Source organism: Cephaloticoccus primus, assembly GCF_001580015.1.
In the GTDB taxonomy this organism is placed as follows: domain Bacteria; phylum Verrucomicrobiota; class Verrucomicrobiia; order Opitutales; family Opitutaceae; genus Cephaloticoccus; species Cephaloticoccus primus.
Genome location: NZ_LSZQ01000020.1, coordinates 1 through 26,557, shown reverse-complemented (window position 1 = coordinate 26,557; position 26,557 = coordinate 1). Strand labels below are relative to the sequence as shown.

Below are 26,557 nucleotides of genomic sequence, written 5' to 3'. Positions count from 1 at the left end.
GGGGGGGGGGGGGGGGGGGGGTAATTACGTATAGCCATAATAATCAGCGAGTTGTTGCGTTGAGAGTGCCTGGATCTAACTCCCGGTAAGTGTGTCACTACTATTCAGTGCGCATATCCTGCAATAAAATTGCGTATTTTTTATCGCCCGGGAGCTTTTGCTTGGCCAAGCCCCGCTCAGGCACCTCGTTGCCAATGCCTGCTTCCTCTCACGCCCCATGCAGGGGCAGTCCACTACGCGTGGGCGCGGAAAAGCGGCCCTGCGCGGGGGGCGGCAGGCAGTGCCTGCTCCCATGTACTGTGCGGTTTGCTTGGCGGGCCCGCCAAGCAAACCGCACAGCAAGGGACACCCGACCTCCGGTCGGGGCAGAGATTTAACCCGTAAACTTTTCCGCCGCGCCCCAATGGGTTTCCGCTCCATCCGCATTTGATGCCGCATCCCCAGTCGCAACGCGACTGGGGGAGTCCTTTCAATTTGGGAATCGTGCTTCGGCGCTACGCGCCGAGGCCGATTCCCAAATTCAATGGCACGTGGCGCCACGCCACCGCCCCCCCCCGCGCAGGGGGAGCCGCAGGCTCTTTTATCTGGCGGCGCACTCGTTGGTGCGCCGGCGATTGCGGCACCCTCAGATGCGGGCGATGAGCAGTTCGCGTTCGTAGACCATTTCCTTGGGCAGGCGGTCGTGCAGCTCGATGAAGAGCTCTTCGTGGCCGAGGATTTCCGCGTGCCAGGCGGCGCGGTCGACGCTCTGGAGTTGCTCGAAGGCGTCGCGCGAAAACTCCAGCCCTTGCCAGTCGATGTCTTCGTAGCGGGGCATCCAGCCGATGGGAGTCTCGCGGCCCAGCGCGTGGCCGTGCGCACGGTCGACGATCCACTTGAGCACGCGCATGTTTTCGCCGAAGCCGGGCCACATGAACTGGCCGTCGGCGTCTTTGCGGAACCAGTTGACGTGAAAGATGCGCGGCGTGGTGCTGAGCTTTTTCTGCATCGACAGCCAGTGGCGGAAGTAGTCGCCCATGTGGTAGCCGCAGAAGGGCAGCATGGCGAAGGGGTCGCGGCGCACCTTGCCGACTGTGCCCGCTGCGGCGGCGGTCATCTCGCTGCCCATCGTCGCGCCGATGTAGACGCCGTTTGACCAGTTGAAGGCTTGATAGACGAGCGGCATGGTCGTCGCGCGCCGCCCGCCAAAGATCATCGCACTGATGGGCACGCCCTCCGGCTTTTCCCAATCGGGGTCGATCGTCGGGCACTGCGCGGCGGGGGCGGTGAAGCGTGCGTTGGGGTGCGCGGCCTTGCGCCCGCAGTCGGGCGTCCAGGGCTGCCCTTGCCAATCGGTCAGTCGGGGTGGCGGCTCGTCGGTCATGCCCTCCCACCACACGCCGCCTTCGGGCGTGAGCGCGACGTTGGTAAAGATCGTGTTTTTGGCGAGCGCGACCATCGCGTTGGGGTTGGTCTTTACGCTGGTGCCCGGCGCCACGCCGAAGAAGCCCGCCTCGGGGTTGATCGCGCGGAGCTGGCCCTGCGCGTCGGGGCGGATCCACGCGATGTCGTCGCCGACCGTCCACACCTTCCAGCCCGCCTTGCTGAAAGACTCGGGGGGGACGAGCATGGCGAAGTTGGTCTTGCCGCACGCGCTCGGGAAGGCGGCGGTCACGTAGGTCTTTTCGCCCTGCGGATTTTCGAGCCCGAGGATCAGCATGTGCTCGGCCATCCAGCCCTCGTCGCGCGCCATCGCGCTGGCGATCCGCAGCGCGAAGCACTTTTTGCCCAGCAGCGCGTTGCCTCCGTAGCCGGAGCCGTAGCTCCAGATCTCGCGCGTCTCGGGGAAGTGCACGATGTACTTGTCCGGATTGCAGGGCCAGGGCACGTCCGCCTGGCCGGGCTCCAGCGGCGCGCCCACCGAGTGCATGCAGGGCACGACGCGTTTCTCGCCCTTATCGATCTCCCGCAAAACCGGCAGCCCGATCCGCGCCATGATCCGCATGTTTACCACCACGTAGGGCGAGTCGGTGAGCTGTACGCCGAGCTGCGCCAGTGGCGAGCCCACCGGCCCCATGCTGTAGGCCAGCACGTACATCGTGCGCCCGCGCATGCAGCCCTTGAAGAGCTTGCGCAGTTTGGCGCGCATCTCGTCGGGCGCGACCCAGTGGTTGGTCGGCCCGGCAGAGTCGGGCGACAGCGAGCAGATAAACGTGCGATCCTCGACGCGGGCGACATCGCTGGCATCGCTGCGCGCGTAGTAGCAGCCCGGCCACAGCTCCTCGTTGAGCTTAACAAAAGTGCCCGAGGCGACCATCTGCGCGCAGAGCCCATCGTATTCGGCCTGCGAGCCATCGACCCAGTGGATCGCAGCCGGCTGGCAAAGCGCGGCCATCTTATCGACCCACTTCAGCAGGTTCGCGTTGGCACTTAATGGGGAAACATTGGGGGTTGTCATCGTGCGCACAGGCTACTGCGCAAAAAACCCACACCGCAAAAACGAAAGCGCCCCGAAACACCGTCATAAGCCCCGCGGCGCCGCACACATAACCGCGGCTACTTGCGCCACACGGTGTGCGGCCGCGCGCGGCAATACTGCCACCGCAAAATGCAGGAGACTGCGAAGCCCATGCGGGCGATTTTTTTCGTTCACCGGATCCCCCCCCAAGAACGTGCGGACCGGAAGGCTCGCCCCCACTTCTCCGGCAACAGTCACTCCAAAAGAAAGGATCGAAGCCGCTGCGCAGACCGCGCAACCTCGGCCGCTCCATGCATCGACTCTACATCCTCTTCGGCATGTTTATCGGCAGCTACCTCGGCTGGTATCTGGGCGGCCACTGGGGCTGGTGGGGCTCCTTTATATTGAGCGGCCTGGGCAGCATCGGCGGCGTCTTCGCCGGTTGGAAAATCGGCCAGCGCATTGACCGCGATTAATCCAGCACGCAGCCTGCGAGGCAGATTTCCAGCCAGTCCCCGCTCTCCCGCCTCCCCCCAGCCCCTAGAAAACAACGCGACAATGGCTACCACCTCAATTCCCACCACAGCCGCGCGGATCGCGCGATCGATGAGCCCGGTAAAGCAATTCTCCATCTTCGCCGAAAATAGGGTCGGCCGCCTCTACGACCTCACGACCCTGCTCAAAACATACGACGTGCACATCATGGCGCTGACCGTCCACGACACCATCGACAGTGCCATCATCCGCCTGATCGTCGACGACCGCGACAAAACCCGGGAGCTCCTCATCAATAATGATTTTCCCTACGTGGAGCGCGAGATCGTCGTCGTCGAGCTGCCCGACGAGTCGCAACTCAAAACCATGCTCGCCGCCCTCCTCGAAGCCGAAGTCAACCTCCACTACTTCTACTCCTTTTTGAAGCGGCCCGCCGAGCTCCCGGCCATCGCCATCCACGTCGAAGAACCCGAGACCGCCGCCCAAGCCCTCAACGGCCGCGGCTTCAAAACCCTCGGCGAAAGCGACATCTCCCGCTAACAGCCCCCGCAGCACACCGCGGCGCGGGCGCAAACGGCCAAAGCCCCGAAACGGGATCCCTTTAAGGCCGCGTTTCCCAGCTTAAGGGGAGCAGTACCTGCACCGTCCCGCTCCGCTAGATGTGCTTTGAATCGGTGGCGTCTTTGGCGGTGTAGCCGCTGTCCTGGCGCTGGTGGTTGACCGCATTTTTCTTCAAGTACGCCTGGTAGACGTCTTCAGCGCTCATCCCGAGCGTTTGCGCCAGAGAGACGAGGAAGTGAAACAGGTCCACGACTTCGACCTTCGCGTTTTGCTCGTCGAACTTTTGGTACTTCGCCCACCACTTCCACGGCACGCTGTCGATCAGCTCCGCCGTCTCCTGCTGCATGGCGCGTGTATAGTTCAGGATCCACTTCGCTTTTTCCTCATCGTTGGCGGGCGGCAGCGTCACGCCGATCCGCTCATTGAGGGCCTCCTGCATGCGAAAGATCTCTTCGAGTTTGTCCATTATTGGCACAGAGCGTTAGGAAAGCGGTACGCGCGTTTCGAGGCTTTTTGTTTGAGGCTTGCAGAGGCTGGGGTGCTTCCAGAGCCTCGCCGGCTTAACTTTGGCGTCGAGCCCCAAGCGCACGCTGTGCGCAGCAGAGCTCCGCCAAAGTCCTCACAAAACACACGGCTGCTCGCCGCCGCATCGACTGCGGCCCAAGCGCCTTAGCAAAATAAAAATACAAAAACCCATGTCAGATACAGAAACGTCCGGCCCCGAGCTCGCTGTCGAGCCCGCCGCGACGCCCCCAGTCAGCGCCCAGCAAAATAGCGAAGACACAGCGCAAGAGCGCTCCGAGTTCGCATTTGGCGCCTCTCGCGGATCGGGCCTCGCCCGCGGCAAACGCAACACCAAGCCTGCCCCCGACGCCCCCGCTACCGAACAACCCGACGCCAACGGATACCAACCTACGGCCATCGAGGTCATCACGCCCAAGAGCGAGTACGCCAATCCCTTCACGGGAGAAACCGTCGTCGAGACTGTTCGTGAAACCCGTCCGGCGGCTGCCGCTCCGGCAGAGCAGCCCTCAGCCAATGAGGCCCCGGCAAGTGCTTCGTCCCAAAAAGATGCGGCTGAAGCTCCTGAGAAAAGCGAAGCGCCCGCACCCGCAGCAGTCGCTGCTGAGGCTCCCGCTGCGGAGCCGACGGAAGATGCCGCCGAGGCTGGCAGTGAAGAAGAGCAGGAGGCCGGGCAACCCAAGCCGGAGCTCAAAATCCTGCCTCCGGCCGAGACCAATCGCAGCGGCCAAAGTTGGGAAAGCTCGTCCAGCGAGCACCCCGCGCACCGCGCAGCCGCACGCGCCGAAACGCAAACCAGCACGCGTGCTCCCGCCGCAGATGGCGACCCGGGCGAATCGGAGAAACGTCCGCGCCCGCGCTCCCGCAGCCCGCGCGGCAGCACCGAGGGCCGGCCCACCTTCCAGCCCGAGCGGCGCGAGCGCAGTCCGCGCAGCGACGCGGAGGAGCAGCCCCGCGCCGCACGCGCCGAAAGCCCCCGCGAACCGCGCCCCAAGCGTGAGCCCGGCAGTGCGCCGCGCGAACCTCGCACACGCACCGAGCGCAGCCCGCGCGCCAGCAACGCGCCGGCAAAGCCGCGCGGTTTCTTCGGCTGGCTGAAGAGCCTTTTCGGCGGAGCCGACAACAAACCCAGCTCCAGCAACGCGCGGGCCGAGCGCGGCGAACGCACCCGCGAGGGGCTCGACGGCCAACGCCGCCGCAGCCGCGGAGGCCGCGGACGCAACGCCAACGGCCCACGACAGGCCAGCGGCGAAGGGCGAGAAAACCGCAGCGCTTCCCGTGCTGGCTACGGCGAAACTCGCGAGGCCCGGGCAGATGGCCGCGAGAGCGGATCCGAGCGCCCCCACCGTCGCAGTAGCCGCGGAGGGCGTGGAGGCCGCGGACGCGGCCCGCGCGAGGGTCAGCAAAGCGGCGGCGCGATCTGAGCAGGAAGCGGCGAGCGGGAAATCCCCCCGCTCGCCGTTCTTGTATCGCCTCCCCTTTCCCGTCCGCGCCAAGCCCCAAGCGAAGCCGCAGCACAAGTCGCCCTACAAATCGGGGCGACGATTCATGCACCGCTGAGTTAAGGGACTCTGTATTTGCCCCGCCCCAAAACACTTCACTCACTGCACAAACAAGCCGCCAACAGGCCGGCCAAAAAAATCCCCAAGCGCCTGCTTCGGGACGGGCGGCAAAGCAACTGACCGAGCCGCCAGTAAAGCGACGCAATTTCTAAACAAACCGCTCCAGTCCATCTGGACAGACGGGCCGCCAACGAGCGGCCCCAAAAAAACTCCCAAGCGCCCGCGTTGGGACGACGGCGAGGAAACGACCGAGCCGCCAATAAAGCGGGTCGAAGACCCTATGGCTGATTTAATAGTTAATGGCGGCAAGCCGCTCTCGGGGACCATCACCCCATCGGGCAACAAAAACTCGGTGCTCCCGATCCTCTGCGCGACGCTGCTGACCGACGAGCCCGTTACCCTGCGCAACGTGCCCAACATCACCGACGTGGAAAAGCTCCTGCGCTTTTTCGCCGAGCAAGGCTCGTACGTGAGCTGGAACCCCGCCGCCTGCACGCTCACGGTTTGCCACAAAACCTTCGACACCGCGCAGCTCTCGGGAGAGCTCCCCGCAGGCATGCGCTCTTCGGTGCTCCTCTTCGCGCCGCTCCTCCAGCGCATGGGCAGCCTGCGACTGCCCACCAACGCCAAAGGCTGCTCACTGGGCATCCGCGAGCTCGACCCGCATCTGGAGATTCTGGAAAAACTCGGCGCCCGGCTCTCGCGAAACGGCGGGCAGCACAGCCTCACGCTCGCCCAGCGCTTTCGCGGCGCGCGCCACTGGCCCGACTACATGTCCGTCACCGCCACGGAAAACTTCGCGATGGCAGCGACCCTCGCCAAAGGCCAGTCGGTGCTCATCAACGCCGCCAGCGAGCCCCACGTCCAGGAGCTCTGTCAGGTGCTCGTCGGCATGGGCGCGCAGATCACTGGCATCGGCACCAGCCAGCTCGTGATCGACGGCGTGGAGCGGCTGCGCGGCGGCGAGTTTACGATCCACTCCGACCATCACGAGATCGTCACCTTCCTCGCGCTCGGCGCGATCACTGGCGGCGAGGTGCGCGTGCGCCACTCGCTGCCGCAGCACTTCGACTTGATCGGGCGCGCCTTTGCCAAGCTCGGCGTGGCAATCGAACACGAGGGCGACACCGCACGCGTCCCCGCAGGCCAGCGGCTCGCGGTCGCAGCCCCCTTTACGCCCAACCTCCTGCCGCGCATCGAAGCCGCGCCCTGGCCCTACTTCCCCGTCGACCTGCTGCCCTGCATGATCGCGCTCGCCGCCCGCGCCGAAGGCACCGTGATGTTCTGGAACAAGGTCTACGAAGGCGGCTTTGGCTGGATGCACGAGCTCGCCAAGTTCGGCGCCCACATCGTCGTCAGCGACCCGCACCGCGTCACCGTCTTTGGTGCGCGGCCGCTGCACCCCACGGTCGTCGATGCGCCCTACATCATCCGCGCCGCCGTCGCCCTCTACATGGTCGCCGCCAGCATCCCCGGCCAGAGCATCGTGAAAAATGCCGACACGATCCGCCGCGCGCACCCCAACTTCGTTGAAAACCTCCGCCACCTCGGCGCCGAGGTCGAGTGGCGCGAGTAAGCGAGCGGACGGGGGCCGCCGCAGCAACGCACGCGCGCTGTTGCCAATCTCCCGACGCATCCGCAGCAAATTCTAAAAAAATGCGCCGCGCCCGCTGAGCTGACGTGCTGACGTGCGACCAGCAGGCGAACGCCCCAAGTAGCAAAGCGCGCAAGCTCCGCTCGCGCCAAACACACAGCCTCCACCACCCGTGCCACATTCAAGAATAACCAAAGACGCCCCTGCCCCCGCCAAAACCGAAAAGACCGGCGTCGATTTTCTGGCCAGTGCGCTCAACGCACCCGGCTCACCCGCCGAGGCCGCGCTGCGCCCGCTCAGGTTTGAGGACTTCACCGGCCAGGCAAAAACCGTCGAGCGGCTGCGCGTGATGGTCGGTGCGGCGCGGCGCCGCGGCGAAGCGCTCAACCACATCCTGCTCTCCGGCCCGCCCGGTCTCGGGAAAACCACGCTCGCCTTTATCCTCGGCAACGAACTCGGGCGCAATGTGCGCGTAACCTCCGGCCCCGTTATCGAAAAAGCCGGAGACCTCGCCGGACTGCTCACCAACCTCGAGGCGGGCGACATCCTCTTCATCGACGAAATCCACCGCATCCAGAAAACCGTCGAGGAGTACCTCTACTCGGCGATGGAGGACTTCCGGCTCGACATCATGATCGACCAGGGGCCCAACGCCCGCAGCGTCCGCCTCTCGATCCCCCGCTTTACGCTGATCGGCGCGACCACCCGCAGCGGGCTGCTCACCGCGCCGCTGCGCTCGCGCTTCACCCTGCAAACCCGCCTCGACTACTACGACGCCCCCACGCTGGCGGGCATCATCCGCCGAAGCTGCGGGCTGCTCCAGGTCGAGCTCGACGAAGGCGGCGCGCACGAAATCGCCGCCCGCGCACGCGGCACCCCGCGCATTGCCAATAACCTCATCAACTTCGTGCGCGACTACGCGCAGGAGCGCTCCGACGGCCGCATCACCCGCGCAGTCGCCGCCGCCGCACTGGAGCTTCTCGAAATCGACGCCGCCGGACTCGACGAAATGGACAAACGCATGCTGCGCGTCATCGCCGAAAACTACGGCGGCGGCCCCGTCGGCATGAGCACAATCGCCGTCGCCGTAGGCGAAGAAGCCGAGACACTCGAAGAAGTGCACGAGCCCTTTCTCATCCAGGAAGGCTACCTCCAGCGCACCTCCCAAGGCCGCATCATCACCCCCAAGGGGGCGCAGGCCATCGGCCTGAAGTCGCTCTCCAGCAGCACGCAGGACGCACTGTTTTAATAAAGGCTAAAGGAAGGGCAGCCCGACGCGCCCTGCCCTCCACCACGCCCCGCCTTCGCCCTGGCGCGAAGCGGCCCCGGCCTGTCGGGCGTCGGTCAAATCGGCACACCGCTGGCGCGGCCCTTCCGCCCCCAGAAAATGGCAGGGCCGCCTCTCCCGAGGCGGCCCTGCGACCTACACAACAAAAGCAAACCTAACAGAATATGATACCAAACATTTCTTAACCACCGGGGTAGATGCGCGGCTCCGCCAAACGCTCAAAAAAAACTGAAAGATTTTTCAGCGCAGCTCCGGCCCTCTCTGCGTCAGCTCGCTTACCGACAGCGGCTCACATGGTGGCGGGCCCGCGCCGCGACGCCTTCAGCCGCAGAGGATGGCTCCTGCGCCTCCACAACAAACGCCCGTCCTCCACGCAGCGGAGCAGTTATTCCCCCTCCCTGCACCCCACTTTCCCCACATCTCTAGGCCAGCACAGGTTCGCGGTGGGGTGCGAGTTTTGCGGATGCCAGCGCTTCGGGTGCAGGTCGCTCGCTGCCGCTCTCGATTTCGCCGGAATCGGGCACCAGCGGGGTGCTCTTGATCGGGTAGCGGAAGCGGCGGCCCTCGAAGTTGCGGAAGATGACTTCCTGATCGTTGATCCGCTCGATGTAGTCAGGGTTGATCGGCACCTTTCCGCCGCCGCCCGGCGCATCAATCACGTATTGCGGGACAGCGTAGCCAGTGGTGTGGCCGCGCAGGGCTTCGATGATCTCGATGCCGCGGCGCACGTCGGCCTTGAAGTGCGCGCCTCCCGTGATCAGGTCCATCTGGTAAATGTAGTAGGGGCGCACGCGCATCCGCAGCAGCCGGTGGACGAGCGCCTTCATCACTTCGGGGTCATCGTTTATGCCGCGCAGCAGCACGCTTTGGTTGCCGAGGGGCACGCCCGCAAAGGCGAGTCGCTCGCAGGCATCCTTGAGTGCCTGGGTGCACTCCTTCGGGTGGTTCACGTGGATGCTCATCCAGATGGGCCCGTGCTTTCTAAAAATATCGCAGAGCTGGGGCGTGATCCGCTGGGGCAGAAACACGGGGATGCGCGAGCCGATGCGGATAAACTCCACGTGGGGAATCGCGCGCAGCCGCCCGAGCAGGTAGTCGAGCTTGTTGTCGGCGAGCAGCAGCGGGTCGCCGCCCGAGAGCAGTACGTCGCGCACTTCGGGGTGCGCCGCGATGTACTCCAGCGCGGCTTCGTGCTGCGGGTGAAAGTCGTAGTGCTGCGCGTTGGAGACCATGCGGCTGCGCGTGCAGTAGCGGCAGTAGGAGGCGCAGCGATCCGTCACCAGAAACAGCACGCGGTCGGGGTAGCGGTGCACGAGGCCGGGCACGGGCGAGTGCTCGTCTTCGCCGAGCGAGTCGAGCCGCTCTTCGGCGGCGAGCTGCGCCTCGCCAGCGCGCGGGATCACCTGCTTGCGGATCGGGCAGTCCGGATCGTCGCGGTCGATCAGGTTAAAAAAGTAGGGCGTGATCGCGAGCGCGAGCTTCTGGCTGGCGAAGAGGATCCCCGCGCGCTCCTCCGGCGTCGGCGTCATGTACTGCTCCAGCTGCTCCAGCCGCGTGATCCGGTTGCGAAACTGCCATGTCCAGTTGCCCCAGTCACTCCCGGGGGTATTGGGCCAAAGCCCTTGGCCGTTGTACCAAGTGGCGCGATCTTCAGTGTAAGACATGGGTATTAGGGCGCAAAGGGGTAGAGCCCGCCCCCACCCTGTCAAATGGCCCGGAGCCAAAGGTTCGTTTATTTTGCGTGCTCTCGCTGGTCGCAGGTCGGGTAAAGGGAGCCGGAAGCCGCGCCACCGAGCCTGGTAGCAGGCCCCTGCCCGACAGTAACGCGGCGCAATAAAAACTCGGAGCTTGGCAGTGCGCGGGCGGCTCTTTTTCGTCGCGCTTTAATGTCCACTCCCAAGCCCGGTGTCCTAGCTCTTGAAGACGGTAGTGTGTTTCGCGGCCTCGCCTGCGGCGCCGCCAGAACCATCACTGGCGAGTGCGTTTTCAACACCTCGATGACTGGCTATCAGGAGATCCTCACCGATCCCTCTTACTGCGGCCAGGTCATCACCATGACCGCCCCACAGATCGGCAACTACGGGCTGAGCGACGAGGACAACGAAGCCGCCGCGCCCAGGTGCTCCGGCCTCGTCGTGCGCGAGCTCTCGCCGGTCGTCAGCAACTGGCGCGCCTCCTGCTCGGTCCAGGATTTCCTGAACAAGTACGGCATCCCCTGCCTCAGCGAGATCGACACCCGCGCGCTCACCAAAAAACTCCGCGTCGCGGGCGCGATGAACAGCTGCCTGTCCACACTGCCGCTCAGTGACGCCGAGGCCGTAGCCCTCGCCCGCCAGGCGAGGACCATGCAGGGCAGCGACTACGTGCGCGAAGTCACCTGCCGCGCGCCCTACCAATGGCGCGAGGACGCGCCCGAAAACCACAACGCGCCCTACCTCCCCGCGGGCACCACGCTCGGCACGCACACCGCCCCCGCCACGCGGTACCGCGTGGCCGCCTTTGATTTCGGCGCCAAGCACAGCATCTACCGCAAGCTCGTCCGCCACGGTTTCGACGTCCAGGTCTTCCCCGCCGACGCGGCCGCCGGGCTCATCCGCGAGCACGCGCCCGACGGCCTCTTCCTCTCCAACGGCCCGGGCGACCCCGCCGCCCTGCCCTACATTCACAAAACCGTCACCGAGCTGCTGGCCGAGTACCCGATCTTCGGCATCTGCCTCGGCCACCAGATGCTCACCTACGCGCTCGGCGGACACACCTTCAAGCTCAAGTTCGGCCATCGCGGCGGGAACCTCCCCGTCAAAAACCTGGAGACCGGCAAAGTCTCCATCACCGCGCAAAACCACGGCTTCGCGACCGAGCCCAAGAGCATCGAAAAAGGCGGCGGCATCGTCACCGAGATCAACCTCAACGACCAAACCGTAGAAGGCCTGCGCCACCGCGAACTGCCGATTTTCTCCGTGCAATACCACCCCGAAGCCGCGCCCGGGCCCAACGACGCCGACCCGCTCTTCGTCGATTTCTACACCCTCATCTCCAAGCGCAAAGCCGGGAAGATTTAGGAAACTCCCCCTCCGCGGGGGGCGGCAGGCAGTGCCTGCTCCCATTTACTGTGCGGTTTGTTTGGCGGGCGTTCCGCCCGCCAAACAAACCGCACAGTTGGAAATATCCGACCTGCGGTCGGGTGGGTGAAAAGGGGATTAACCCGTAAACTTTTTCGATTCGCCCGAAATGGGTTCCCGCTTCATTCGCATTTGATGCCTCATCCCTGTCGCAACGCGACAGGGAGAGGTTCCTTAAATTTGCGATTTTGTTCGGGCGCGTAGCGCACGGACAAAATCGCAAATTAAATGGAAGTGGCGACCCGCCACCGCCGCCCGCGCAGTGGAGGTACTCCCCGGTGTTAAGGGCCGCGGTCGAAGACCGTGCGCTCAAAGGCCGCGGCGTCTTCCGGTGTATCGATTCCGATGCTCGGCTCTTCGGTCAGCGCGCAGTGGATATCGTAGCCGCTCTCAAGGACGCGCAGTTGCTCCAGTTTTTCCAAGTCCTCGTAGCGGCCGCGCGGCAGCCTGCCGATTTTGGCAAGCATCCCGGCCGTATAGCCGTAGAGCCCGAGGTGTCGCAAAGCCACGGGAATTTCGGGCCTGGATAACGCTCTCGAAGCGCCGGACCGGGCGCCCACGAGCGGCACACCTGCTGCCTCCTCGGTGCCGCTTGGGTGCAGCAAGCCATTGGCCGAGGCGGGGAAAAGGCTCCGCGCTCCGCCTGCGGCGGCGCGCTCATGAGGGATTGGCGAGCGCGAGAAATACAGCGCGCGCCCGTCGCGCCGCAGCACGACCTTTACCTGATTCGGATCGAGAAAGTCTTCCTCACGGCGAAACGGGGTCACCAGTGTCGCCATCTGCGCTCCGGCCGCCAGCAGGCCCGCGAGTGCCTCGATCTGCCCGGCGCTCATGAGCGGTTCGTCCGCCTGCACATTAATCACGCGCGCGGCGCCGATCTGCGCATTTGCCTCGGCCAGCCGGTCTGTGCCGCTGGCGTGGCCCGCATCCGTCATCACCGTGCGAAAGCCCGCAGCGGCCACGCAGTCGCGCAGGCGCTCATCGTCTACGGCAAACCACAGCGGCAGCGCCGGCACTTGCTCGCGGATGCGCTCGGCCACCCAGAGCAGGAGCGGTTTGCCCTTGATCAGGTGCAGGAGTTTTCGGGGAAAACGGGTCGATTCGAGGCGGCAGGGGACGATTATTGCGAGATCCGGCGAGGCAGTCATAAGCACGATTTTCCGCGCAGTTAAGAGGAGCGCGCAGCGCCCAGGCGATGCCCGTTTTAAAGTTGCAAGCCACTGGGGGCTACCAAACCGTCCGCGCCTTAAAAAATGACAGCGACCGAGAACAGCGAGGACTCAAGCAGCGCCGCCCCCCAGCAATTGACGAAGGAACTCGTCGTGCAAAACAAGATGGGCATCCATGCGCGGCCGGCAGCCATGATCGTCCGCGTGACCAACCGCTACCAGTCCGATGTCTTCGTCGAAAAGGACTCCGAACAGGTAAATGGCAAAAGCATCATGGGCCTCATGATGCTCGCCGCGGGCAAGGGCTCGCGGGTCAAGTTTATCGCCAACGGGCCCGACGCCGCGCAAATCCTCGAAGAGCTCGAAGAGCTCTTCACACGGAAATTTGACGAGGCCTGAAGCCGGCGAAGGCGGCGACTCGCCGTCCGCAACGACTCCACTGCGCGTGGGGCGGTGGCGGGTCGCCACGTGCCATTTACTGTGCGGTTTGTTTGGCGGGCGAAACGCCCGCCAAACAAACCGCACAGTAGAATGAACTCCCTGACTGGAGCTCAGGTAGAGAGTTAACCCGTCAACTTTTTGGCCGCGCCCAAATGGGTACACACTCCATTCGCGCACGTGCTGAAGCACCTGACGAGCCGCCAACGAGCGGCTCGCCAAATGGAACGGTCGAAGACCGTGTCGCGAAGCGACAGAGGAGGAGTCTTTAAATTTGCGATTTTGTTCGGGCGCGAAGCGCACGGGCGAAATCGCAAATTAAACGGCACGGGGCGCCACGCCCCCGCCGCCCGCGTAGGGCCACCCATTCCCGAAGAGAGCCGCGCAAAAAAACTCGAAGTTCTACAAAGAACTACGCAGACCCCTGATGCTGCCTGATTCGGCGCACTGATCCACGTTGGCCCAACTCATATTTCTCTCCGCTGTACCCCATCCCCCATCAGCCCTAAGGACTGCGCCGTGATCCCCTTCCTAAAGTCGCTCTTCCCCCGCAGCTTTGCCCAAAAAATCGAGTGGGCGATCGGCCTGGTAGCCGTCGCCGTGCTGCTCGCCGCCGGTGCCTTCGACTACCTGTCGAGCCGCCGCCTCATCGAGCAGCAAACGCAGTCAGCCGCGTTTAACCACATCAAGAGCATCGCCAAGGAGCTCGACGATTTCGTCAACGCCGTCGGGCATCTCCCCCGCTCCATCGCCGCCTTTCAGGAAACGCTCGGCGCCACCCCCAGGCCGGAGATCCACCCCTTTTTGCGCGCCCTTATGCGCGACACCTTCGCCGACGAAGTCTACGGCCTGTACCTCGCCTTTGAGGCTCTCCCGGCCGATGCGCCCAACTCCAGTTTCAGGATAAACCGCGCCAGCTATCCGCGCGTAATCTCGCTCGGCTACGACTACCACGACTCCCGCTACGAGTGGTACCACGGCCCGCGCCACACAGGCCGCCTGCACGTCACCGAGCCCTTTCATGCGTTTGAGGAGCCGATACACAGCACCCGCATGGTCAGCGTGAATGCGCCGATCCGCAGCGAAGACGGCCGCTACATCGGCACCGCCGGAGCCTCCATCCCCATCGAAAACCTGCTGTCCATCATGCGCGGCCGCCGCTTCTTCGGCGAAGAGCCCCGCGAGGGCGATACCTCGGAGTACACCTACATCGTCAGCCGCAATGGGAACATCATCGCGCACCCCATCCAGCAGTTCCTGCCCAATGCCCCCCTCCCCAATCGCAACATAAACAACCGGGCGGGCGGCGCCAAAATCGCCAGCCTCCCCGAGGGCCAGACCACGATCGAGGTCGATGGCGAGGAACGCCGCGTCTACTGGACTCAAGGCCTCTCCTCCGGCTGGAAGATCGTCCTCGATATTTCCGCCGAGAAAGCCCTCGCCCCCATCGACAGGCTCACCACGCGCGACATCGGCATCGCCGCTGTCGCCCTGATCGTCATCCTGCTGACCGTCTCCCTGATCGCGCGCCGGATGACGGCCCCGATAGCCCACCTGAGGCAGGCTGCCAGCGCGCTTGAGAAAGGCCAGTTCGAGGCCGACTCGCTCGACCCGCTCGCGGCCCGCAACGACGAAGTCGGCGAGCTCGCGCACAGCTTCCAAAACATGGCGCACAAGATCCACCGCCGTGAACGCAGCCTCGCCAACCTCAACCGCAACCTGGAGCAAACCGTCCAGGCGCGCACGGCCCAGCTCGCCCACGCCGTCTCCGAAGCCCAGGACGCACGCCTCGCCGCCGAGCACGCCAACCGCAGCAAAAGTGAATTCCTGGCCAACATGAGCCACGAACTGCGCACGCCCATGAACGCCATCATCGGCTACTCCGAGATGCTCATCGAAGAAGCCGAAGCCGCGGGCAAACCCCACATCGTCGCCGATCTCAACAAAATCCGCTCCGCCGGAAAACACCTCCTCGAACTCATCAACGACGTCCTCGACCTCTCCAAAATCGAAGCCGGCAAGATGCCCCTGTACATAGAGGAATTCGACGTGCGCGAGATGCTCGACGAAGTCGTCACCACCATCAGCCCCCTCGTTGAGAAAAACCACAACCGCCTGGAGCTCCGCTTCGCCGACAACCTCGGCGTCATGCAGGCCGACGTCACCAAAGTCCGCCAGGCACTCTTCAACCTCCTCGGCAACGCCACCAAATTCACCGAAAACGGCCGCCTCGTCCTGGAAGCCCGACGAGAGGCCGCCAGCGCGGAAACCGGGCAGCCCGCCGCCAACACTGCTGACGCGCCGGACACCGACAGCGCACCCCAGGAGGCGCCGACCACCGATGGCGACCGCCTCGTACTCATCGTGCGCGACACCGGCATCGGCATGACCCCCGATCAGCTCAACCGCATCTTCGAGGCCTTCATGCAGGCCGACTCCTCCACCACCCGCAAATACGGCGGCACCGGACTCGGACTGCCCATCACCCGCAACTTCTGTCGCCTCATGGGGGGCGACCTCACCGTCGAAAGCGAGTACGGTAAAGGCAGCACCTTCACCATCGTCCTCCCGGCCAAGGTCAGTCGGGAAAACGCCAAAACCCAGGCAATCGGAGGCGACAAAAGCGAAGACGAAGCCAGCGACACCACAGCCGGTGAAGCCCAGGCCTCTGCCACCGCCGTCCCCGTTTCGACCAAGCAGGCCACCATACTTGTCATCGACGACGATCCCGTCGTCCGCGACATCACCTCGCGCAACCTCATCCGCGAAGGCTACCGCGTCATCCTCGCGCACGACGGCCCCACCGGCCTCGCGCTCGCTCACGCCCAAAACCCCGCCGCCATCGTCCTCGACATCCTCATGCCCGGCATGGACGGCTGGGCCGTGCTCGCCGCGCTCAAGAAAGACCCCGCGATGCGCAGCATCCCCGTGATCCTCGCTACGCAGATCGACGAAAAGGAAGTCGGCTTCGCACTCGGCGCACACGATTACCTGATCAAGCCCGTTGATAAAGACCGGCTCGTCAGCGTGATCCAGCGCCACCTCAACCCCGGCGAGGCGCGCTCACTGCTCCTCGTCGAGGACGACAAAACCACCCGCGAGATGGTGCTGCGCCTCCTGGAGCGGGAGCCCTTCGTCATCACCGCCGTCGAGCATGGCCGCGCTGCGCTCGACTACCTCGCCCGCACTCCACAGCTCCCCTCACTCATCCTCCTCGACCTCCTCATGCCCGTGATGGATGGCTTCGAGTTCCTCGCCAACCTGCGCGGCGAAGACGAGTGGAGGGACATCCCCGTCATCGTCCTGACCGCGATGGACCTCAGCAGCGAGGAGCGCAACCTGCTGCTCTCCCGCGCCAAATGCATCCTCCCCAAAGCCGGCACCGGCAAAGTCGAGCTCATCGAGAAAATCCGCTCCGCCCTCGAAGAGCCCACCACCTTGGAAAACACAGCATAACCCCTGCACCAAACGCCCGAGGAGGAGCCCTCTCCCGCCGCTTTCCCACTGCGCGTGGGGCGGTGGCGGCTCGTCAGGTGCCTCAGCCCGTGTGGGGATGAAGCGGAAACCTTGGGGCGCGGTCTTCGACCGATTCACTTTGCGGCGCACTCGTTGGTGCGCCGTCCCGTGCACTTCACCCCACCTGCTACTCCCAGATTTGAATGAAGGTTCCCAATCAATGGTCGGGACCTTTCTACTGTGCGGCTTGTTCGTCGGGCGAACGCCCGACGAACAAGCCGCACAGTAAATGGGAGCAGGCACCGCCTGCCGCCCCACGCGCAGTGGGAAGGGAGAACCACCCGCGCACTCCGCCTAATAAAAGGAGCTGCGCCACCTTGACGAGTGGGGGCGGGCAGGGCTGGATGGCGCGCACTTAATTCCAGACTGCATCCCTCTACTCATGAAGCGATTTTCCCTCCTCCTTGCCGCTACCCTGAGCGCCGCCAGTGCCGCCTTCGCGCAAGAAGCCGCCCCCCAGCCCGAGCCTCACAAGTACGAGGAGCTGCCGAACTTCGACTTCGGCGACCTGCACGTGGAGCAGAAGTTTTCCATGAGTGTGGGCTTTCGCGCGCTCAGCGGCGCCAAGGTCGGCTTCTCCGGCCAGGGCAGCATTCCCGCTCCGAGCCTCCTCATTGATCCAGATCTTGATGAGCCGCGCAGCTATAACGACGGCTTCGTATTTGCCGACCGCCGCCCCAACCCACCGGCCGACGGTAAAACCAACTCCTGGGGCGCAGCTCACCCCGACCAGCTCGTCAATGGCGGGGCCGACATCGCCATGCACAGCTACAGTGCAGAGACTGCCTTCACCTCCACTGGCAGCAAAGACGCCGACTCCGACGTCGGCGCCGAACTCGTCGTCGAGCGCGACATGGGCAAGCTCGGCAGCAAGCTCCAGTGGCGGCTCTTCGCGGGATTTGGCCTCAATGGCATTTCGGGCTCCGAGCGTCGCAACGTCGATGCGACCATCACCACCGTGACTGACCTTTACTCGCTCGCCGGACAAACGCTCCCCGGGGACGGCCTGCCTCCCTACTCGGCGCCCTCTTCCATCCAAGACCCGAGCCAGCCGGATGATCCCAACGCACGGATAGACACCACCGTACTGCTTGGCCGCAAACCCGATTCGCGCAGTACCGCGACCGTCGATAACGACACCCAGGTGACCACTGCCTGGAAACTGAAGGGCAACTACCTGACCTTCCGCGCGGGCCCTACCTTGATCTACGAAATTTCGGAAAAGTTTCGCGTGAGCCTCAGCGCGGGCCCCGTCCTCGTCTACTCGGGCACGACCTACACGGTGGAGTCGCTTCTTGAGGCCGAGACGGGCGAAGCCAGCGTCCACACGCTCAGGGACTCCGACTCCAAGGTACTGACCGGCTACTACGTCGATGCGACCCTGCAATACATGCTCAACGAGCGGGCGGGCTTCTACGCGGGCGCCTTCTATCAAGCCAGTGGCGACTACACGCAGCACCTCGAAGAGGCCGCAACCAACTCGCACTACTCGACCGATATCGACCTCTCCAAACTCCAGGGCTTCCGCGCAGGCCTGAACTACCGCTTCTAAACCAGCGAGTGCCCTACGCGGGCGGCGGTGGCGGGTCGCCACTTCCATTGAATTTGCGATTTTGCTCGCGCGCTGTGCGCCCGAACAAAATCGCAAATTTAACGGGACATCTCCCTGTCGCTTCGCGACAGGGTCTTCGACCCTTTTTATGGATGCGGCCTCGTTGGCTAGCGTTTACCCGTTAACCCCAAAAATCGCCCAAACGGGTTACCTATCGGTTCTCCGCCTGACCGGAGGTCGGGACTTTTCTACTGTGCGGTTCGTGTTTCGCGCGGAACGCGCGAAACACGAACCGCATAGTAAATGGGAGCAGGCACTGCCTGCCGCTCCACGCGCAAGGGTCAAGGACCCTTCTTTTGGGCGAGCCGCTCGTTGGCGGCTCGTCAACTTCGCCCCGTTTCATTTTGCGACGCAACTCGTTGGTGCGCCGTCGGCTTCGACCGTTTGAGCACGGGGGGGGGCTCAGGTTCCGGCCCACTTGAAAAGTGTCGTGGTGAGCGGCGGCAGCGTGAGCGACAGCGACTGTGGATGCCCGTCGGCGGGGATCGGCTCGGTGTGGCGTGCGCCATCGTTCCCTAGGCCGGTGCCGCCGTAGTGGCTGCTGTTGCTGTTGAGCACCTCGCGCCAGAGGCCCGCGAGCGGCACGCCCACGCGGTAGTTTTGGCGAATGACTGGCGTGAGGTGGACGACGACCGCGAGCGGGGACGACGCATTTTCCGCAGGAGGAGCGGCCGCTGCGCCATCTCCCGCGCCGCCCGTCGCCCGCCGCAGGTACGCGATGACGCTGGCCTGCGTATCGTACGCGGCGAGCCACTGAAAGCTCTGTGGGTGCAAGTCGCTCGCACCGCCGAGCGCGGGCTCGCTCAAGTACAGGTGATTGAGGTCGCGCACGAGCCGGCGCAGGCCCTCGTGGTCGCCGTACTGGCATAGATGCCAGTCGAGGCTTTTACGAAAATCCCACTCCTGCGACTGGCCGAACTCGCAGCCCATGAAGAGCAGCTTCTTGCCCGGCCAGGCCCACATGTGTGTGTAGAGTGCGCGGAGGTTGGCCGCCTTTTCGGGGATGTGCGCCGCGCCCATCTTGAAGAGCATCGAGCCCTTACCGTGTACGACTTCGTCGTGCGAAAACACGGTGATGAAGTTTTCAGAATACTGGTAGAGCATCCCGAAGGTGAGGTCGCCGTGGTGCCACTTGCGGTGCACGGGCTCCTTGGCGAAGTAGCGCAGCGTGTCGTGCATCCAGCCCATGTTCCACTTGAGGTCGAAGCCCAGGCCGCCGTCGGCGAGCGCGCGCGTGATGCCCGGGAAAGACGTGGACTCCTCCGCAATCGTGAGTGCCTGCGGGTAGTAGTGTTTCACCAGTCCGTTGGTGTGCTTGAGGAAGGCGATGGCCTCCAGGTTTTCGCGCCCGCCGTATTCGTTGGGGATCCATTGGCCGGGCTCGCGCGAGTAGTCGAGGTAGAGCATCGAGGCGACCGCGTCTACGCGCAGCCCGTCGATGTGGTAGCGCTCCAGCCAGAAAAGCGCGTTGGCGGCGAGGAAGCCGCGCACCTCGTTTCGCCCGTAGTTAAAGATGAGCGTGCCCCAGTCCATGTGCGCGCCCTTGCGCGGATCGGCGTGCTCGTAGAGCGCGGTGCCGTCGAACTCGGCAAGCGCGAAGGCATCGCGCGGGAAGTGCGCGGGCACCCAGTCGAGGATGACGCCGACGCCGCGCTGGTGCAGGTGATCGACGAACCACGCGAAATCCTCGGGTGTGCCGTAGCGCTGCGAGGGCGCGTAAAACCCCGTGACCTGGTAGCCCCAGGATCCATCGAAGGGATGCTCCGCGATCGGCATGATCTCCACATGTGTGAAGCCCATCTCGACGGCGTAGTCGGCGAGCTGCGGGGCCAGCTCGCGATAGCTCAGGAGCCGCTCCGGCTGGCCCGGGTCGCGCCGCCAGGAGCCGAGGTGCACTTCGTAAATCGAGATCGGGCGCTCCAGCGCGGAACGGCCAGCGGCGGGAGCGGCGGCCGGCTGCGGCGAATCGCAGCGCGAGCGCGACTTCATCCACGCCGCATCACCCCACTCGTGCTTTCGCGTGTCCCAGACGATTGAGGCATTCCCGGGCGGTGCCTCAAAATATTGCCCGTAAGGATCGGTCTTCAGGCGGGTGTGCCCGGCTTGGTCACGGATTTGAAATTTGTAGAGCGCGCCCTCGCCAAGCCCCGGGACGAAGAGCTCCCACACCCCCGACTGGCCCAGCGTGCGCATCGGGTGGTAGCGGCCATCCCAGCCGTTGAAGTCGCCCACGAGCGAAACCTGCGAGGCATTGGGCGCCCACACCGCGAAGCTCACGCCCGCCCCCCCTCCCGCCGCGCCCTCGTGTGTGCGCAGATGCGCACCCAGCTTGTCGTAGATCCGGTGGTCGTTCCCCTCGTTGAAAAGGTGCAGATCCGCCGCGCCCAAGGTGGGCAAAAACGCATACGGATCGTGCTGCCGCCACTCGCGCCCCAGCCCGTCGGTGGCCTCCAGTTCGTAGCGAAAATGCTTCCGGCGGCGCGGAATCGCGACCTCAAAAACCCCCGCATCGTCCAGCCGCGACATCGGCCAACGCTCGCCAGACTCAGGGTCGATCAGGGCACACTCGACCGCGCCGCGCAAAAACGCGCGGGCCACCAATCGGCCTTCGCCGCCGCCAGCACTTTTTTTCCCCGCGCCAAAAGAGGCTTTGGACTTCGGCATTTTTTTCGATTTGCCGTTTTCGCCAGCGGCGCGGGCCGCGTTCTCCGCCCAATGCATCCCGAGCAGCGAATGCGGCTCGGGGTGCCGCGCATGGAGGAGGGAGTCGAGGTCGCTGCGGGAGATTATCATCACGGGATCGGGGCTGGGCCACACAGTGGCCCCCGCATGCAGAGATCTCGACAAAATAACACCGCCCGCCATGCGCCCTCCACCGCCCCGCCCCACCGAGCGCCACTCGTGGAGCGCAGGGAACGCGTGGGGCGCATGACGCGCACCTCATAGCCAGCAAAGGCGTGGCCCCGGGCTGGCCGCGCGCACACGGAGGCTCGTTTTCAGAGCCGAAGTGTGGGCGCAGGTCGTTTTCCAAAATTTCCCTTGCTCAGGCGGAGGCTCGGCCTACGGTCGCCGCCCTTTCGGTTCTGTCCCCATCGTCTAGCCCGGCCTAGGACACCACCCTTTCACGGTGAGAACCGGGGTTCGAATCCCCGTGGGGACGCCACCGTTTCTTTAGCAACGAAACTGGCAAGAGGCCCGCCACTCTGATGAGAGTCGCGGGCCTCGTCGTTTCTCAGTTTCGCCCAAAAAACCTCCGGCCGCCCTTTCCCTGCGTGTGCCATCAGCAGGCCTTGGTGAGAGCGACTCCGCTTCGATAGGCCAACTGGCAATGCCCACAATTTGGCGTGGCCCACTCCGAACTTCTGGGCAGGCTCCCCAGCTAAAATGGCTCTCCCTATCAACATTGACGCGCTGCTAAACGGCACAGCCGTGGAATGGGAGCGCATCGAATTCAAAGAAGGATGGAATGCCGAAGAGGTCGTGCAGGTACTGTGCGCTTTCGCCAATGATTTCCATAATTGGGGAGGAGGCTACCTCGTGCTCGGTGTAAAAACATCAGGAGGACGGCCCATTCTCCCCCCACAGGGCCTACAGCCAGAACAAGCCGATGCATGGCAAAGAAAGCTGCTCGAATTGGGCTACAGGCTGCGCCCCGCGTATCACCCGATTTCGGAAGTGGCGACCATCAACGGAAAGATCGTTTTGGTGGTGTGGGTCCCCGCTGGCGAAATGCGCCCATACGAAGCTCCCTTGAGCTTGGCAAAAGATGAGAAACGAATGTCTCCCTACATCCGGATTCACGCGAATACCATTGAGGCCAAAGGAAATTTGAAGAGCGAGCTCTACAGCCTCGCCAACCGCATTCCCTTCGATGACCGCCAGAATGGCAGTGCTCCACTTGCCGAACTACAACCGATACTGATTCAGAACTTCCTCTCGGAAGTGAAAAGCAATCTGGCGGCCGAGGCCTTGCGCCTACCTCTCGACGAGCTGGGCCGCAGGATGCAGATCGTCCGTGGGCCACAGGAGGCCCCACGACCGCTGAACGTCGGTTTACTGTTCTTCTCGCCCGCCCCTGCCCGATGGTTCCCGCAAACGCAGATCGATATTGTGCACCTCCCTCAAGGCCGCGGCGGGGATCAAATTATTGAGAAAGAGTTCAAAGGGCCGCTCGGGGTCATGCTACGCGATGCGCTTGCTTACCTGAGGAACAATGTCGTGACCCAATTCACACGAAAGCTCCCTGAGCAGGCCGAGGCCGAGCGATATTCGAATGTGCCCTACCCGGCACTCGAAGAAGCCTTGGTAAACGCTGTTTACCACCGCAGTTACGAAGAGCGCGAACCCATTGAAGTTCAGATCACGCCCGAAGAAATAACCATCCTGAGTTTCCCGGGGCCCGATCCGACAGTGAATATGGAAGACTTGCGCGCCGGGCGTGCAGTCGCCCGCCGCTACCGCAATCGACGTATCGGAGAGTTTTTAAAAGAACTGGAGCTCAGCGAAGGACGTGGCACCGGAATCCCAAAAATCCTCGAATCCATGAAGGCTAACGGTTCCCCCGAGCCTCAGTTTGAGACCGACGCCAGCCGGACGTCCTTCCTACTTCGCCTACCGCTACGCCCAAACCCCAAAGCAGGCCCCAGAGTAAGTCCCATAGTAACCAATCCTGTAACCCCCAGTAAATCAGCAGGCATAGGAAATATGCTTGAGGCAGGGGAAACCCTGGCCCCCAGAGTAGCCCCCAAAGCTTTTCAGCAGTTAAAAGTATCAACCGCCAGCCTGATTCTCTCTGCTTGCCTGGAGCCCAGGCGCTCCAGCGAGTTACTCCAGATTCTCAGGCTCAAAGACCGCTCCCACCTGCTAAGCAACTACCTGAATCCGTTGATGAAACGAGGCTTGCTCGCCCGCGCTCAGCCGCAGTCACCCAAGAGTCCGACGCAGTGCTACATCATCACCGATGCAGGCCGCGCTTGGCTCTCCACCCCACCATCTAGCCCTCTCGGCTAAGCTTTGATGAAAGAGAGCGACAACCACGGGGTAGCATTGGGAACGGGCGAATTATCTGAGCACGGCTCTGCTGCGCGCGATCTCCCCGCCAGCACGCCGCAGGCCAAAACCAAGGTGCGGCTGCTGGTCGTTGAGGATGATGAGGTCACAGCACGCGGCCTGGCGACGGGGCTCACTCAGGCGGGCTTCGAGGTGCGCACGGCTCGCCGCGGTGACGATGCGCTGCGCTCGCTCGACGCGCAGCTCCCCGAGCTCGTCGTCCTCGACTGGATGCTCCCGGGCGCGGACGGCATGGAGATCTTGCGCGGGCTGCGCGGGCGCGGCACGCGAGTGCCGGTGCTGCTGCTCACCGCGCGCGATGCGCTGGAGGATCGCGTCGAAGCGCTCGACGCGGGAGCCGATGACTATCTGGCGAAGCCTTTCGCCTTTGCCGAGCTGCTCGCACGGGTGCGGGCACTCCTGCGCCGCGCCGTGCCTGCCGAGCCTTGGCGGCGCTCGCTGGCCGATCTGGAGCTCAACTTTGAAACGCGGCTGGTCACGCGTGGCGGCCAACTGCTGGAGCTGACTCCGCGCGAGTTTGATTTTCTGGCGTACTTGATCGCGCGCACGGGCGAGGTCGTAAGCCGCGACGAGCTCGCCCGCCAGGTCTGGCGCGAGAACAACCGCGCGACGCCGCTCGACAACGTGATCGATGTGCACGCCGCGCGGCTGCGCCGAAAGCTCGACGAGGGGCGCGCCCACAAGCTGCTCCACACGGTGCGCGGCGTGGGCTTCGTCCTGCGCGAAGAATCGCCGGGCGCGAAAGGAATTTCCGCGCGATGAAGGCATGGTGGGGCGCACTTTCACTGCGGGCGCGGCTCGCGCTGGCCTTTGCCGCGATGGCAGCGGGCGCACTGATTTTCCTGCTCGCGATTGTCGCGCGAACGCTGGGCACTGCCGCGCTGGCGGAGGGGAAGATCCTGCCCGCAGCCGCGTTCGCATTGGGCGTGTTTTTCCTCGGCGGCTGGTTCGTCGCCGAATGGTGTTTGCGCGAGCTCGGCAAGCTCGCCGCAAAAGCCAGATCGCAAACGATGCTGCCCGACCTGCGCGCATTGACACTCGGCGATTCGCCCGCGGCCCCGATCCCCGCCGAGCTCGAAGGGCTGGCCGCGCTCCTCCGCCAGGAGGCCGCGCGGCACGACCGCTTGCTCGGCGAGTTGCAGCGTTTCACGGCCGATGCCGCGCACGAACTGCGCACACCGCTCACCGCGCTGCGCACGACGGGCGAAGTCGCCCTGAGCGGCCACGCCGATGCTGCCACCCTGCGCGAAGCGATCGGCACGATGCTTGAGGAGGCAGTCGCGATGAGCGCGCTGCTTGAGCGGCTGCTGCGCCTCGCGCGACTGGAGGCCAAAGCAGTGGAGCCGCGCACGCTGGCACTCGCCGAGCACCTCGCCGCCTGGCGCGAGCAGGTGCTCGTTTTGGCCGAGGAAAAGCAGGTCGAAGTCGAGCTCGATTGCCCGCGCGGCACGGGCGAGCTCAGCGTCTTCACCGATGCGGCACTCCTCGGCCACGCGGTGACAAACTTGCTGCACAACGCGATCCAGCACAGCCCGCCGGGCAGTCGCATAAAAATCGCCGTGCGCCACTCGCACCCCAACGAAGCGCAGGCGGGCGGCACATCAATTGCGATCAGTGATCAAGGGCCGGGCATCCGGCCCGAAGATCAAGCGCGAGTTTTCGAGCGATTCTACCGCGTCGATAAAAGCCGCACGCGCGCAAGCGGCCCCAGCTCGGGCGGACACGGGCTCGGCCTCTGTATCGCCAAAACGGCTGTGGAGCGGCTGGGCGGCACGCTCACGCTGCGCAGCGCAGTCGGCAGGGGAGCGACTTTTACCCTCACACTGCCCGAAGTCTGAACAAATCGTCAGGTGCGGCGCCTTGTTCGGCGCGCCTCCGCCCGCAGCCTCGCGCACATGAGCAGCTTTGAACCCCTCGCCCCCGCCAGCGGCCTTTCCTGGGCCGAAGCCGCGCGGAGGCTCGAAGCGCACGGCCCCAATGTCGCCGTGCCGCAAGGGCGGCCGACCTGGCACGCCGTGCTATGGGATTCGCTCAAAAGCCCGTTTAACTATGTGCTGCTTTTTCTCGGCGCAGTCTCGTACCTGACCGACGATTACGAGGCGGCCATCGTCATGGGCGTGATGGTCTCAGTCGCGACCGGACTGCGGTTCTGGCAGGAGTACCGCTCGCTGGTGCAGGCCGATTCGCTGCGGCGGCTCGTGCGCAACCGCGCCACGGTGCTGCGCAGCGGCTACAGCGCAGAAGGGCGCATCCCCAATGCTGCCGATCACCGCGCGACGGAGGTCTTCATGGAAGACCTCGTCCCGGGCGACGTGGTAAAACTCTCCGCAGGCGACATGATTCCCGCCGATGTGCGGCTCATCGACTCGCGAGACCTGTTCGTCACACAGGCTGCACTTACGGGCGAGTCACTGCCTGTAGAAAAACAGGCAAGCAAAAGCCCGGGGGCTGCCACCAGCACCGCGCGCGCCGAGGCCGCCGAAGTGCCCCGCGCCGAAGCCGACTCCGCGCCACGCGCAGCCCAGCCCGCCACGGGAAACGAGACGCTCGCCGAGCCCGACCTGTGCTTCATGGGCAGCAGCGTCGTCAGCGGCACCGCGACCGCCGTCGTGCTGCGCACGGGCGTGAGTACCCTGCTCGGCGGGATGGCCCGGAAACTCGTCGGCCAGCGGCCCGTGACCGCCTTTGACCTCGGGCTCAACCGCGTGAGCTGGGTCTTGATCAAGTTCATGTTCGTGATGGTGCCAGTCGTTTTTTTGATCAACGGACTGGTGAAGGGCGACTGGCTGGACGCCTTCTTTTTCGCAGTGGCGGTGGCCGTCGGGCTCACGCCCGAAATGCTGCCGATGATCGTCAACGCCAACCTCGCGCGCGGCGCCGCCTCAATGGCCAGGGAGCGCACGATCGTGAAGCGGATGAGCTCGATGCAGAACTTTGGCGCGATGGACCTGCTATGCACGGACAAGACCGGCACGCTGACGCAAGACCGCGTGGCCCTCATCCGCTACCTCGACGTCGGCGGCACGCCCAGCCCGCGCGTGCTGGAGCACGCCTACCTCAACAGCTTTTTCCAGACGGGACTGAAAAACCTGATCGACCGCGCCGTGATCGACAAGGCCCGCGAGGTCGGCCTGCGCGAGACCGCCAGATCGTACCGCAAGATCGACGAAGTGC

Annotated in this window: 18 protein-coding genes and 1 tRNA gene; 14 read left to right on the top strand and 5 right to left on the bottom strand. The window is 64.4% G+C overall.

Annotated features, from left to right (window positions below; translation table 11 throughout):
* Positions 1–625: 625 nt before the first annotated feature.
* The gene (locus tag AXK11_RS02540) at positions 626–2,437 is read right to left on the bottom strand and encodes a phosphoenolpyruvate carboxykinase (GTP) (protein ID WP_068629032.1); all 1,812 of its coding nucleotides are present in this window, start codon (positions 2,435–2,437) and stop codon (positions 626–628) included.
* Between the two features lie 311 nt (positions 2,438–2,748).
* On the opposite strand from AXK11_RS02540, the gene AXK11_RS09655 reads away from it, so the two are divergent.
* A complete protein-coding gene (locus tag AXK11_RS09655; protein WP_156469157.1) occupies positions 2,749–2,913 on the top strand; it encodes a hypothetical protein in 165 nt (54 codons plus the stop codon).
* Between the two features lie 82 nt (positions 2,914–2,995).
* Entirely contained in the window at positions 2,996–3,472 is a 477-nt protein-coding gene (locus AXK11_RS02535; RefSeq protein ID WP_068629030.1) for an ACT domain-containing protein, read from the top strand.
* Between the two features lie 115 nt (positions 3,473–3,587).
* On the opposite strand, the gene AXK11_RS02530 is transcribed toward AXK11_RS02535, so the two are convergent.
* Positions 3,588–3,959 (bottom strand): dUTPase, encoded by a 372-nt coding sequence (locus AXK11_RS02530; protein ID WP_068629028.1) that lies wholly within the window; start codon positions 3,957–3,959, stop codon positions 3,588–3,590.
* 229 nt (positions 3,960–4,188) lie between these two features.
* On the opposite strand from AXK11_RS02530, the gene AXK11_RS09650 reads away from it, so the two are divergent.
* From AXK11_RS09650 to ruvB, 3 genes are all read left to right on the top strand, one after another.
* The gene (locus AXK11_RS09650) at positions 4,189–5,439 is read left to right on the top strand and encodes a hypothetical protein (protein WP_068629026.1); all 1,251 of its coding nucleotides are present in this window, start codon (positions 4,189–4,191) and stop codon (positions 5,437–5,439) included.
* 418 nt (positions 5,440–5,857) lie between these two features.
* The gene (locus AXK11_RS02520; protein ID WP_068629024.1) at positions 5,858–7,153 is read left to right on the top strand and encodes a UDP-N-acetylglucosamine 1-carboxyvinyltransferase; all 1,296 of its coding nucleotides are present in this window, start codon (positions 5,858–5,860) and stop codon (positions 7,151–7,153) included.
* Between the two features lie 259 nt (positions 7,154–7,412).
* Positions 7,413–8,420, top strand: a complete 1,008-nt coding sequence (gene ruvB / locus AXK11_RS02515) for a Holliday junction branch migration DNA helicase RuvB (protein ID WP_068629036.1) — start codon at positions 7,413–7,415, stop codon at positions 8,418–8,420.
* 461 nt (positions 8,421–8,881) lie between these two features.
* On the opposite strand, the gene AXK11_RS02510 is transcribed toward ruvB, so the two are convergent.
* Positions 8,882–10,123, bottom strand: coding sequence for a KamA family radical SAM protein (locus AXK11_RS02510; RefSeq protein ID WP_068629022.1), 1,242 nt, complete (start codon positions 10,121–10,123; stop codon positions 8,882–8,884).
* A gap of 222 nt (positions 10,124–10,345) precedes the next feature.
* On the opposite strand from AXK11_RS02510, the gene carA reads away from it, so the two are divergent.
* Positions 10,346–11,518, top strand: a complete 1,173-nt coding sequence (gene carA / locus AXK11_RS02505) for a glutamine-hydrolyzing carbamoyl-phosphate synthase small subunit (RefSeq protein ID WP_068629020.1) — start codon at positions 10,346–10,348, stop codon at positions 11,516–11,518.
* A gap of 341 nt (positions 11,519–11,859) precedes the next feature.
* On the opposite strand, the gene AXK11_RS02500 is transcribed toward carA, so the two are convergent.
* Complete coding sequence (locus AXK11_RS02500; protein WP_068629018.1) at positions 11,860–12,726, bottom strand: 3-deoxy-manno-octulosonate cytidylyltransferase; 867 nt, start codon at positions 12,724–12,726, stop codon at positions 11,860–11,862.
* A gap of 105 nt (positions 12,727–12,831) precedes the next feature.
* Here AXK11_RS02500 and AXK11_RS02495 point away from each other — a divergent pair, with 105 nt between their 5' ends.
* The 3 genes from AXK11_RS02495 to AXK11_RS02485 all read left to right on the top strand — a co-directional run bounded on the left by AXK11_RS02495 (position 12,832) and on the right by AXK11_RS02485 (position 18,253).
* Positions 12,832–13,146, top strand: a complete 315-nt coding sequence (locus AXK11_RS02495) for an HPr family phosphocarrier protein (RefSeq protein ID WP_068629016.1) — start codon at positions 12,832–12,834, stop codon at positions 13,144–13,146.
* 558 nt (positions 13,147–13,704) lie between these two features.
* On the top strand, positions 13,705–16,641 hold the full coding sequence (locus tag AXK11_RS02490) for a response regulator (RefSeq protein WP_068629014.1): 2,937 nt from the start codon (positions 13,705–13,707) through the stop codon (positions 16,639–16,641).
* Positions 16,642–17,083: 442 nt separating this feature from the next.
* On the top strand, positions 17,084–18,253 hold the full coding sequence (locus AXK11_RS02485) for an outer membrane protein (protein ID WP_068629013.1): 1,170 nt from the start codon (positions 17,084–17,086) through the stop codon (positions 18,251–18,253).
* Between the two features lie 462 nt (positions 18,254–18,715).
* Here the strand turns inward: AXK11_RS02485 and glgB are convergent, their stop codons facing one another.
* Entirely contained in the window at positions 18,716–21,106 is a 2,391-nt protein-coding gene (gene glgB, locus AXK11_RS02480) for a 1,4-alpha-glucan branching protein GlgB (RefSeq protein WP_068629011.1), read from the bottom strand.
* Between the two features lie 292 nt (positions 21,107–21,398).
* Here glgB and AXK11_RS02475 point away from each other — a divergent pair.
* The 5 genes from AXK11_RS02475 to AXK11_RS02455 all read left to right on the top strand — a co-directional run.
* Positions 21,399–21,476, top strand: a tRNA-Glu gene (locus AXK11_RS02475).
* 221 nt (positions 21,477–21,697) lie between these two features.
* Entirely contained in the window at positions 21,698–23,323 is a 1,626-nt protein-coding gene (locus tag AXK11_RS02470; RefSeq protein WP_068629010.1) for an RNA/DNA-binding domain-containing protein, read from the top strand.
* 114 nt (positions 23,324–23,437) lie between these two features.
* Positions 23,438–24,145: a response regulator transcription factor gene (locus tag AXK11_RS02465; protein WP_068629034.1), complete on the top strand. Its 708-nt coding sequence runs from the start codon at positions 23,438–23,440 to the stop codon at positions 24,143–24,145.
* Positions 24,142–25,221: a sensor histidine kinase gene (locus tag AXK11_RS02460; protein WP_068629008.1), complete on the top strand. Its 1,080-nt coding sequence runs from the start codon at positions 24,142–24,144 to the stop codon at positions 25,219–25,221. Before AXK11_RS02465 ends, AXK11_RS02460 begins: the two co-directional genes overlap by 4 nt.
* 57 nt (positions 25,222–25,278) lie before the next feature.
* Positions 25,279–26,557, top strand: a 1,279-nt coding sequence (locus AXK11_RS02455; RefSeq protein ID WP_156469156.1) for an HAD-IC family P-type ATPase, incomplete at its 3' end; no start/stop codon positions are given.